The organism is Hymenobacter lapidarius (assembly GCF_001816145.1).
In the GTDB taxonomy this organism is placed as follows: domain Bacteria; phylum Bacteroidota; class Bacteroidia; order Cytophagales; family Hymenobacteraceae; genus Hymenobacter; species Hymenobacter lapidarius.
In genome coordinates this window covers 87,461-97,500 of record NZ_MDZB01000044.1, presented here as the reverse complement: position 1 = coordinate 97,500, position 10,040 = coordinate 87,461, and the positions used below count along the sequence as shown (strand labels likewise).

10 protein-coding genes, 1 tRNA gene and 1 pseudogene are annotated in these 10,040 nt (G+C 62.8%); 8 read left to right on the top strand and 4 right to left on the bottom strand.

Features of this window, described 5'->3' with window-relative positions; all coding sequences use genetic code 11:
• Window positions 1-83 precede the first annotated feature (83 nt).
• The 3 genes from BEN47_RS02155 (at window position 84) to BEN47_RS02145 (ending at window position 3,161) form a co-directional block, all read left to right on the top strand.
• On the top strand, window positions 84-986 hold the full coding sequence (locus BEN47_RS02155) for a hypothetical protein (protein ID WP_125921451.1): 903 nt from the start codon (window positions 84-86) through the stop codon (window positions 984-986).
• 17 nt (window positions 987-1,003) lie between these two features.
• Window positions 1,004-1,678, top strand: a complete 675-nt coding sequence (locus BEN47_RS02150) for a response regulator transcription factor (RefSeq protein WP_070724582.1) — start codon at window positions 1,004-1,006, stop codon at window positions 1,676-1,678.
• A 157-nt stretch (window positions 1,679-1,835) separates the two neighbouring features.
• Window positions 1,836-3,161 (top strand): sensor histidine kinase, encoded by a 1,326-nt coding sequence (locus tag BEN47_RS02145; RefSeq protein WP_070724579.1) that lies wholly within the window; start codon window positions 1,836-1,838, stop codon window positions 3,159-3,161.
• A gap of 156 nt (window positions 3,162-3,317) precedes the next feature.
• Here the strand turns inward: BEN47_RS02145 and BEN47_RS02140 are convergent.
• Window positions 3,318-3,390, bottom strand: a tRNA-Thr gene (locus BEN47_RS02140).
• 136 nt (window positions 3,391-3,526) lie between these two features.
• On the opposite strand from BEN47_RS02140, the gene BEN47_RS02135 reads away from it, so the two are divergent.
• The 5 genes from BEN47_RS02135 to BEN47_RS02115 all read left to right on the top strand — a co-directional run bounded on the left by BEN47_RS02135 (window position 3,527) and on the right by BEN47_RS02115 (window position 8,005).
• Window positions 3,527-3,964, top strand: a complete 438-nt coding sequence (locus tag BEN47_RS02135) for a hypothetical protein (protein ID WP_070724577.1) — start codon at window positions 3,527-3,529, stop codon at window positions 3,962-3,964.
• A 90-nt stretch (window positions 3,965-4,054) separates the two neighbouring features.
• Window positions 4,055-4,315, top strand: coding sequence for a hypothetical protein (locus tag BEN47_RS02130; RefSeq protein ID WP_070724574.1), 261 nt, complete (start codon window positions 4,055-4,057; stop codon window positions 4,313-4,315).
• 138 nt (window positions 4,316-4,453) lie between these two features.
• Window positions 4,454-5,845 (top strand): hypothetical protein, encoded by a 1,392-nt coding sequence (locus BEN47_RS02125; RefSeq protein ID WP_125921450.1) that lies wholly within the window; start codon window positions 4,454-4,456, stop codon window positions 5,843-5,845.
• Window positions 5,752-7,032 (top strand): YfhO family protein, encoded by a 1,281-nt coding sequence (locus BEN47_RS02120; protein WP_070724569.1) that lies wholly within the window; start codon window positions 5,752-5,754, stop codon window positions 7,030-7,032. Before BEN47_RS02125 ends, BEN47_RS02120 begins: the two co-directional genes overlap by 94 nt.
• 46 nt (window positions 7,033-7,078) lie before the next feature.
• Complete coding sequence (locus tag BEN47_RS02115; protein WP_070724566.1) at window positions 7,079-8,005, top strand: 1-aminocyclopropane-1-carboxylate deaminase/D-cysteine desulfhydrase; 927 nt, start codon at window positions 7,079-7,081, stop codon at window positions 8,003-8,005.
• A 49-nt stretch (window positions 8,006-8,054) separates the two neighbouring features.
• Here BEN47_RS02115 and BEN47_RS22995 read toward each other — a convergent pair.
• From BEN47_RS22995 to BEN47_RS02105, 3 genes and pseudogenes are all read right to left on the bottom strand, one after another.
• Window positions 8,055-8,150 (bottom strand): annotated as a pseudogene (locus BEN47_RS22995) (IS1595 family transposase); the annotation flags it as partial.
• Window positions 8,151-8,274: 124 nt separating this feature from the next.
• Window positions 8,275-8,508 carry a hypothetical protein gene (locus BEN47_RS02110; RefSeq protein ID WP_070724564.1) on the bottom strand — a complete coding sequence of 78 codons (234 nt, stop codon included), beginning with the start codon at window positions 8,506-8,508 and terminating at the stop codon, window positions 8,275-8,277.
• 325 nt (window positions 8,509-8,833) lie between these two features.
• Window positions 8,834-9,994 (bottom strand): hypothetical protein, encoded by a 1,161-nt coding sequence (locus BEN47_RS02105; protein ID WP_070724561.1) that lies wholly within the window; start codon window positions 9,992-9,994, stop codon window positions 8,834-8,836.
• Between the last annotated feature and the right edge of the window lie 46 nt (window positions 9,995-10,040).

Below are 10,040 nucleotides of genomic sequence, written 5' to 3'. Positions count from 1 at the left end.
GCCGGCGGGGGCGGAGTCGGGGCCGGGCGCGCCGTGGGAGCGGGCCGGGGCCGGGGCCATTAATGCTTACTGAACCATCCGCCATGACTGTTATTGCTTCTCCCCGCCGGTGGTTGGGCCTGCTGTTGTTGACGGGCTGGCTGTTCGAAAGCCAGCCGGCTGCTGGGCAGGCCGTGGGCAGCGGCCAGCCCACCGGCAGCCCGGTCGTGGGCGCCGATAGCGCGGCCCGGCACGGCGGCTTCACGGCGGCGCTCAGCTACGGCAGCAACTCGTCGTTCTTCGGGCGCACCCAAACCACGCGATACCCCTACCTGGCTGGTGAGTTGACCTACAAAAGCCGCTGGGGCGTTTGGGGCTCAGCCGTGAGCTACGACTTGTTGGGCACCAGCAGCTTCGTGGACGAAACCGACCTATCGGCGGGCTGGGACTTCGACGTGTCGAGGAAAGTGGACGCTTCGGTGAGCTACTCGCGTTTCCTGTTCGCGGCCAGCAGCCCGCTGGTGAAGTCCAGCGTCAACAACTCCTTCGACGGCTATCTGGGCTGGGACTGGGGCCACGTGTACTCGCGCCTGAACGCGGCCTACCTGTTTGGCGACACCAACGACCTGTTCCTCGTGCTCGATAACTCCCGCAACTTCGAGTTTGAAAAGGTCTTCACGTCCAAGGGCTTCCTGGCTATCGAGCCCCGCGTGAGCGCTACTGCCGGCACCCAGCGCTTTGCCGAAACCAGCCTGACGCAGCAGGTGCAGCGCGGCAACAATCCCGGCCGGGGCCGGGGCAATGGCGGCACCCCCCCTGCCGTCGTGACCACCACGACCACCCGCTTCCAGGTACTCAACTACGAGCTGCGCCTGCCCGTGACCTACTCGCTGGGCGCGGTGTCGGTGCAGGTGGCCTGGCGCTACGCCGTGCCCGTGAACCTGCTGCCCGACGACGTGTCCGGGGCGCGCTCCTACTTCACCAGCAGCCTGTCGCTGAACCTTTAACCTCGCTTTTGTCACCTATGACCGTTTTAATCGTAGAGGATGAGCGCACCTTGGCCCGCGAGCTGGGCATCTTCCTGCACAACCACAACTTTGCCTGCACCGTGGCCCGCACGGCGGCCGAAGCCCGCTGGCAGCTGGCCGACACGCCCTTCGACTTCGTGCTACTGGACCTGGGCCTGCCCGACGGCGACGGGCTGGACGTGCTGGCCGAGGCCAAGCAGAACGAGCTGAGGGCAGCCGTCATCATCCTCACCGCCCGCTCGGCCGTGGAGGACCGCATCGGTGGGCTGGAGCTAGGGGCCGACGATTACCTGGCCAAGCCCTTTTCGCTGCCCGAGCTGCTGGCCCGGATGCACGCCATCACCCGCCGCCGCTTCGGGTTGCACAAGCCCACGGTGCCGGTGGGCGCGTTTTCGCTCGACCTGCAAAACCGCCGGCTGCTGCACGCGGGCCAGGATGTGAGCCTGTCGGTGAAGGAGTACGACGTGCTGAGCTACCTCGTGCTCAACAAAAACCGGGTGCTCACCCGCCTGCAGCTCACCGAGCACATCTGGGGCAACCTCTCCGAAGCGGGCTTCGATTCCAACTACATCGACGCCCACATCAAAAATCTGCGCAAGAAGCTGGGCCAGTTTGCCGACACCGACTGGCTCGAAACCGCGCGCGGCTTGGGCTACCGCGCGCGGCTGTGAGGCGGGGGGCGACAGCAACCACTGCAAGCCGAAGCGTCGTACTGAGCTTGCCGAAGCATCGCTACCTCAATCGTAAACAATACCGTTGCAACGCAGCAGTAGAGATGCTTCGGCAGGCTCAGCACGACGGTTTTCTTATCTACTTACCACCTCCCGCTTGAAGCTCAGTACCCAATTCTCTCTCTTCAATGCCCTTTCCCGCGTGGCCATTCTGCTGCTGCTGGTGGGGGTGCTGCCGCCGGTGATGAGCCGGCTGGCGCTGCTGGCGACCGACCAGCGGCTGGAGCAGAAGAAAGAGAAAGTGCTGCGCCTGATTCGGCGCAACGGTATTTCGGATTTCATCGAGAGCGGGCAGTCGTCTTACGGCAGCTACAACCTGCTCAAGGAGGAGTTTATTTCCCTGGAAGCCATTGTGCCGGGCCCGAGGATTGACGTCATCGACGACTCGAAGCGGGCCGTGGAGGACGAGATTGTGGAGTACCGGGTGCTGAGCTACTCCTTCGCGCAGGGCCGGCAGAACTACCTGCTCGAAATCGGGCGCAGCACGGGCAGCATCGGCGAAACGGAGCGCAACTTCCGCCGCTACGCCCTCTACATCCTGCTGGTGGCCGCGGCCCTGACCACGCTGGCCGATTTGGCCTTTTTCCGCTACCTGCTGGCTCCGTTCTACACCATTATCCGCCAGCGGCTCCGCAATAGCCATTACCCGCCGGCCTTCGACTTCGAGCCCATCGCAACCAGCACCGCCGATTTTCGCTACCTCGACCAGAGCCTGCGGGAGATGATGGCCACCATCCAGGCCTCGTTCAGTAAAGAGCGCAAGTTTATCGCCGACGCCTCGCACGAGCTGCTCACGCCGCTGGCCGCCCTGCAATACCGCTTCGACAACATGCTGGCCGACGAGGGCCTGTCGGACGAGAACCTGGTGCGCGTGGTCGAATCGCAGCGCACCGTGTACCGCCTGCGCACCATTATCAAGTCTTTGCTCATGATTTCCAAGATTGAAAACGACCAGTTTGCCCGCACCGACACCGTGTCGCTGGCCGAGTTGGCGGCCGAGGTATGCGAGGAAGTGCGGGACCGCCTGGAGGTGTTGCAGCTCACGCTCACCTGTATCGTGGAGCCCGATTTTACGGTGCCTCACTGCAACCGGGGCCTGCTCTTCACGCTCGTGTTCAACCTGGTGAGCAACGCCATCAAATACAACCGCGAAGGCGGGCTCATCTACGTGCTGGGCCGGCCGGCCCCGATGGGCGGCGGCCACGTACTCGAAGTGCGCGACACTGGCCACGGCATTGCCAAAGAGCAGCTGCCGCGCCTGTTTCACCGCTTCGACAAGGGCGCCACCGCCGACCCCGACAGCTACGGCCTGGGCCTCTCTATTGCCCGCACCATTGCCGACCTGCACGGGATTGAAATAGACGTCAATTCCATCGAGGGCCTGGGCACCTCGTTTCTGCTCACATTCCCGGAGCGGAAATAATGCCCGCCCAGAGCCGGGCCTCCTGCTGAAGCAACCGTTCAAAAGTAAACGGGCTGTCCTGTGCCATAGCACCTGACTGGCCCAGACGCAAAAACCCGGAAAACCCCTTTCCGACGGGAGAAGGCATTTTCCGGGTGCTCCGGTTGTGAATGTGTGAGCCTCTTATTGGACTCGAACCAACGACCTGCTCATTACGAATGAGCTGCTCTACCAGCTGAGCTAAAGAGGCGTAATCCCCGGCCAACGTTTTGGATAGGACTGCAAAGATAGGCACCGCGCCGGAAGCCGCGCAACCACTGTTCGGGAAAAGTTTGGCAACCCCTTCGCCGGGCAGGCGTTTTACTTCACAACCACTCCTTCCTGCCATGAAATTGCTTCCTTCTCTCGCCGCGGGCTTTTCGGGCGCCGTGGCCCTCACTGTCCTGCACGAAACCGTGCGCCACCTGCGCCCGCAGGACGCCCCGCGCATGGACGTGCTGGGCATGCGCGGCCTGCGCAAGCTGTTCGGCAAAGCCAACCTGCCCCAGCCCGACCGCGACACCCTCTTCGACCTGACCATGGCCGGCGACGTGCTCAGCAACGGCTTGTATTTTACGATGGTGGGCAGTGGGCGCCACGCGCTGCGCCGGGGCTTGCTGCTGGGCGTGGCCGCGGGTGCCGGCGGCGTGCTGCTGCCCGGCCCGCTCGGACTGGGCGAAGCCCCCAGCAACCGCACGCCCCAAACTCAGGCCATGACCGTGGCGTGGTATACCGTGGGCGGGCTGGTGGCCGGCGCCGTGGCCCAGGCGCTGCGGAAGAAGTAGGGGCACCAAAATAAGTCCAAAACATGTTGCTCAGGGGTACGTCTGCATGCGCTGGCCGTATCTTGCGGCGGCATTTACGTTTTTAGCTCTATGCGTTTCTGGTTTATCTTTATTCTGGTTTTTATTGCGCTGCGCTACGTGCTGCCCATTGTGTTGCGGCTGGTGCTGGCGGGCTTCGTGCGCAAGCAGATGCGTAATGGCGGCTTCATGGTACCCCCGCAGCAGCAGCCGGGCCCGGCTGCGGTTCCCGGCGAAGTCCGGGTGGACTACGTGCCGCCCGCAGCCGCTGAGCCGGAGAAGCCGCAGGGCTTTAAGGGTGGCGAATACGTTGATTTCGAGGAGGTAAAATAGCGCGCAAGGTTACGCGAAGTAAAAAGTAAGTCTCGCTAGGTGTTGTACTCACATCCTGGCGAGACTTACTTTTTACTTCGCGTAACCTTGCGCGACTGTACCTTCGGGCACGTTTTTGTGTTTTTTAAAATCGCCCCGATGGCTGCTGTTGCTTCTGCTTCTCCTATTTCGTCTGCGCCCTGGTGGCAGCGGGCTTTGCCGCACGTGCTGGCAGTGCTGTTTTTTGTGGCGCTGGCCTGCCTGTACTTCTCGCCCATCGTGTTCGAGGGCAAGAGCTTGGCCCAGCACGACATCACCCAGTTTCAGGGCGGTGCTCACGAGGCCCAGGAGTACGCCAAGGCCATGGGCCGCGAAGCGCTGTGGACGAATTCCATGTTTTCGGGCATGCCCACCTACCTCATCAGCCTGCACTTCCCGGGCGACTGGTCGGGGTACCTGCAAACCATCATGACCCTGGGCTTGCCCGCCGTGGTGGCCAATTTGTTTCTGGCGCTGCTGTGCGGCTACATACTGCTGGTGGCGCTGGGCGTGCGGCCACTCATAGCCGTGGCCGGGGCCGTGGCGCTGGGCTTTTCCAGCTACAACCTCGCCATTCTGGCCGCGGGCCACAACACCAAGAGCATTGCCCTGGCCTACGCGCCGCTGGTGCTAGGCGGCGTGCTGGTGGCGTACCGCCGCGATAAGTGGTTGGGCGCCGCGCTGTTTGCCGTGGGCCTCACCCTGAACGTGCGCGCCAACCACCTGCAAATCACCTATTACCTGCTGCTGTTGGTTGCCATTTTTGGCGTCATGGAGCTGGTGGCGGCCTACCGCGCCGGGCGTCTGCCCGAGTTCTTCAAGCGCACGGCCTTGCTGGGCTTGGGCGCGGCGCTGGCCGTGGGCGTGAGCTTCGGCCGCCTCTACACCACCCTCGAATACAGCAAATACAGCAACCGCGGCCGCACCGAGCTGAAAACCCCGGCGCTCGGCCAGGCCCCCGCAACGGCCGCCGGTGACGAGAGCACGGGCGTGGACCGCGACTATGCGTTCCAGTACAGCTACGGCGTGGGCGAAACCATTACCCTTCTTATTCCCAACTTTTACGGCGGCGCCAGCGCCATGCCGCTCGGCACCGATTCTAACCTGGCCAAGGCGGGCCTGCCGCAGGAATACCTGGCCGGTATGCCCACCTATTGGGGGCAGCAGAGCTATACGGCCGGCCCGGTGTACATGGGCGCGGTGGTGTGCTTCCTGTTCATACTGGGCCTGTTTGTGGTGGACAAGCGCACGCGCTACTGGCTGCTGGCTGGCACCATCTTGTCTATTCTACTGGCCTGGGGCAAGAACTTTGAGACGTTCAACTACCTGATTTTCGACCTGCTGCCGGGCTACAACAAGTTCCGGGCGGTGAGCATGGCGCTGGTAATTGCGCAGCTGGCCATGCCCATTTTGGGTGCTTGGCGCTCAGCCGCGTGCTGCGCCCCCGCGCCACGCCGCAGCCCGTGGCTCCCGCCGACGCGCAGCTGCACCCAGCCCTGGCCAAAGCGGTGAAGGCTGCCGGTACCACGGTGGCCGCTCCGGTGTCGGGTGAGGTGGCGGCCCTGCTGCCCCAAGTGCTCTACGCGGGTGCCATCACGGCGGGTCTGTGCGTGCTGGCGTATCTGGCCAGCTTTAGCTTTGATTTTGCTGCCCCTATTGATGGGGAGCTGACCAAACAGGGCTTCACGCCGGAGCTGCTCACGGCCCTGCGCGCCGACCGCGCCGATCTGCTGCGTAGCGACGTATGGCGCGGGCTGCTGTTCATTGGCGCGGCGCTGGGCGTGCTGTATTTTCATCTGAAGGGCAAGCTTAATACAATGCCGGCCGCCGCTATTATGGTGCTGCTGGTGCTGGTTGATTTGTGGGGCGTGGACAAGCGCTACCTCGGCAGCGACAAGTTCCAGCCCACCAGCATTGCGGCCAGCTTCCAGCCCACCCCGGCCGATGAGCTGATACTGCGCGACACCGACCTGAGCTACCGCGTACTCAACCTGGCCAATCCGTTCAACGAAGCCCAGACGTCGTACTTCCACAAGAGCATCGGCGGCTACCACGGCGCCAAGCTGCGCCGCTACCAGGACCTCATCGAGCGCCAGATTTCCAACAATAACCAGCAGGTGCTCAACATGCTGAACACCCGCTACCTCATCACCGGCGACCCCAAACAGCCCGTGCAGCGCAACCCCGGCGCGCTGGGCAACGCCTGGTTTGTGCGGGAGGTGAAAGCTGTGAACAGTCCCGATGAAGAAATGGCGGCCCTCACCACGCTCAATCCTGCCACCGAGGCCGTGGTGGACGTGAGCAAGTTTGCCCAGCAAAAAGCAGCCAGCTACGACGTGACCGGCTCCACCATCGGCTTGGCTGGCTACACCCCCGACGAGCTCAAATACCGCTACACCGCTACGAAACCCGGCCTGGTGGTTTTCTCGGAAATCTACTATGCCGATGGCTGGCAGGCCTTTATCGACGGCAAGCCGGTGCCGCACATTCGGGCCAACTACGTGCTGCGCGCCCTGCAGGTGCCGGCCGGCTCGCACACCATCAGCTTCAAGTTTGAGCCCAAGTCCTACGCTGTTGGCAACGGGGTTTCGCTGGCTTCGAGCATTGCCTTGCTGCTGGTGCTGGCGGGGGCGGGCGTGTACGCGTTCCGCCGCAAGCGGGTAGCTGATGTGCCGGTGGTTGCCGTGCCGGTAGCTTAGTCTGGAGCAGTAACGGCCCGGCACCGAACTTTTTAATTCAGGTTTTGTGGAGGAGCTTTTGCAGGAAATCAACGAGCCCGTAGCAGGCGCGCACGGCGTGCGCCTGTTGCTGTGGCGCGATGATTTGGTGAACCCCACTTTGCCCGGCAACAAGGCCCGCAAGCTGAAATACAACCTGGTGGCGGCCCGGCAGCAGGGCCACCACGCCTTGCTAACCTTTGGCGGCGCGTACTCCAACCACATAGCCGCCTTAGCCGCTGCGGGCCGCCTGTTCGGTTTCAAAACCATTGGCCTGATTCGGGGCGATGCGCCAGCGAAAGGCTCTGGCCCCGCGCGGCTAAACCCCACCCTGGCCCAGGCCACGGCCGATGGCATGGCCCTGCACTACCTGGACCGCAGCAGCTACCGCCGCCGCGCCGCGCCGGAATTCCTTGCCGAGCAGCTGGCGCGCTTCGGCCCGGCTTACGTGCTGCCCGAAGGCGGCACCAACGCGCTGGCCATCCCCGGCTGTGCCGAGCTGGTGGCCGAAATCCGCCAGCGCACGGCTTTTGATGCCCTGGCCGTGGCGGTGGGCACGGGCGGCACCCTGGCCGGGCTGGTAACAGGGCTTGCCGGAACCGAGCAGGCGCTAGGCGTGGCAGCGCTGAAAAACGGCGGCTTTTTGCAGACCGAAGTTGATGGGTTGACCCAGCTGGCGGCCGGGCAGGCGTTCACCAATTTCTCCCTGCACACGGACTACCATTTCGGCGGCTACGCCAAATATTCTGCGGAGCTGTTGGGCTTCATTCAGCAGTTTCAGGCCCGAAACGGGGTTCTGCTCGACCCCATTTACACCGGAAAGCTGCTCTTCGGAGTGCTGGATTTGATTGGGAAAGGCTATTTCCCGCGGGGCAGCACGGTGGTGGCCATTCACACCGGCGGCCTGCAAGCCTGGGCCGGCTGGCGGGAGCGGTTTGGGGGCAGCGAAGCTTAGGAGGCAGGTCGCGGTTCTCACTCTGCACCATTTAGGCCGGGACGGCCGCTACCCGCAGGTAGAGCGCATTAACGGCGCGGGTGCTCAGGCCGGTGAGTCGGGCCGCGTCCGAGGCTGTCAAATCCAAGGCAAAGAGCCGCAACAGGTAGCGAAATTTGACCTCTTAAAGTTTGCTGCACTAGTAATAGCGGTTATAAAGCTGAATAACAGTAAGTTATGTCCAAATTTCTGATTTTTGCTTCCTAAGCCCCTTATTTAATAACGCCCTTTTATAGACTTTTGCCGCCCTCCAAACCCCGTTCAAAGCCCTTGGATGCTGACCCACGGGCACCAATACGCCGCTTGGACTTCGCCTCGGGCACCGCACCGGCATTAATGAGGGCCACGGCCACGTCCTTACGGCAATTGATACGGGCCACGTCCACGTCCTTGCGATAGGAGAAGTATCTGGTAAGCACGGTACCAAAAAATAGCAGCAAGATGCTCAGCATGTTGGATTCCATAGGTTCGGGTCAATAGTCCCACCAGTACCCCACGACCAGAAAACTGCCGCTCCAGTGCTTTGCCATTGCTTAAGCAGAGCGGAGGAGGATACAATAATTTCATGGTGTGAGGCTGGCATGGTGAAAAGCTAGAATTCTTCACCTTCCCACAATTTCGGGACAATTGCACCCAGAAAAAAATCAAACTTGGTTTGAAAATATCCTGGCTGTCACAGGCCATAGCAAGCTCGTGTTCGCCGCCGTTAATTCCGATTGCCCTATTTGTTTAACAGCGCCCCATTGTTCCGGGCGAGTAGTGCTGGGCAAGGGCAAGCAGGGAGCGTGTCTAGAGGCACTTTCTATCTTGGTAGTGCTCCACTTCCAGGGCGGCCAGGACGAAAACCATGGGCAAGACTGGCGCCAGAAACCGCACGTCCCAGTCATCAACAGTGAGCATGGTGATGGCAGTTTGCAGGAGGAAAATGCCGGCCAAGAATAGCCGGCCGGGCCGCCAGATGCCAGTCCGCTGGGTGGCCAGGGCCGCCAGCACGTAAGCGGGCCACAGCACGGCCACGCCCACCACCCGGTGCGCCAGCGAATAATGCGGCTTGAGGTAGCTGATGAAAACGAACAGCTTGCCCAGCATCAGCCGGCTTAAATAAAGCGGGTTGTGCAGGGCGAAGTACACGACCCGCGCCACCGGTCCGGTGCCCGGCGGCGGCATGTTGAGCGGCTGGGCCTGGTGCACTGCCCACAGTTGGTACTGGAAAATAAGCTCGCCGCGCTGGTAGGTATCCATCAAATAATAGGTGGCGAGCTGGTGGTTGAGCAGGCGCCAGAGCAGGGGCGAGAGCAGCACCAGTACCAGGAGCGCCAGGCGCCACGGGCGCGGGTTGGGGCGCCGGCGTAGGGCATCGAGGCCCGCCAGCCCGGCCGCGAGGGCCACCATGAAACCATTGGGTCGGGCCAGCGCCGTTAAAATCAGCACCAGAATCAGCAGCGCCCAGTCTTTGCGCTGGCCCTGGCACACCCGGGTGAAAGCACCGAAGGACAAGGCCACCAGGCTGATGAACAATGACTCGGTGAGTAGGAAAACGTTGAAACGCTGAATGTCGGGCCAGGCAATGAAGAGGAAGGTGGCCAGCGCCGCCGCCCCGCACCGGCCGCCCGCCAGCCGCCGGGTGCCCCGGTAAATGGCCCGCGTGGCCAGCGCGGAAACGGCCATTTGCCCGGCCACTATGCCCCACCAGCCCAGGCCCAGCCACAGCCAGAAGCTCTGAAACAGCGGGTAGAGGATGTAGCGCAGGGTGTGGCCCGGCTCGAAGTAGCCGCGCTCGGCAATGTTGGCGGCGTAGCCGAGGTAGTGGCCGCTGTCGTTGACAAAGTGGGGGCCCCGGAACTGTCCCAAAAACGCCAACTGCACCAGCACCCACAGCCCCGCCAGGAGCGCCGGGTGGTGCGGGCCCAGGCGCTGGCCGAGCGAACGAAACAGGGAAAGCAAGTGCATTGGCCACAAAGCTAGGGCACTGCCCGGCCCAACGCCGAGGCGTGGC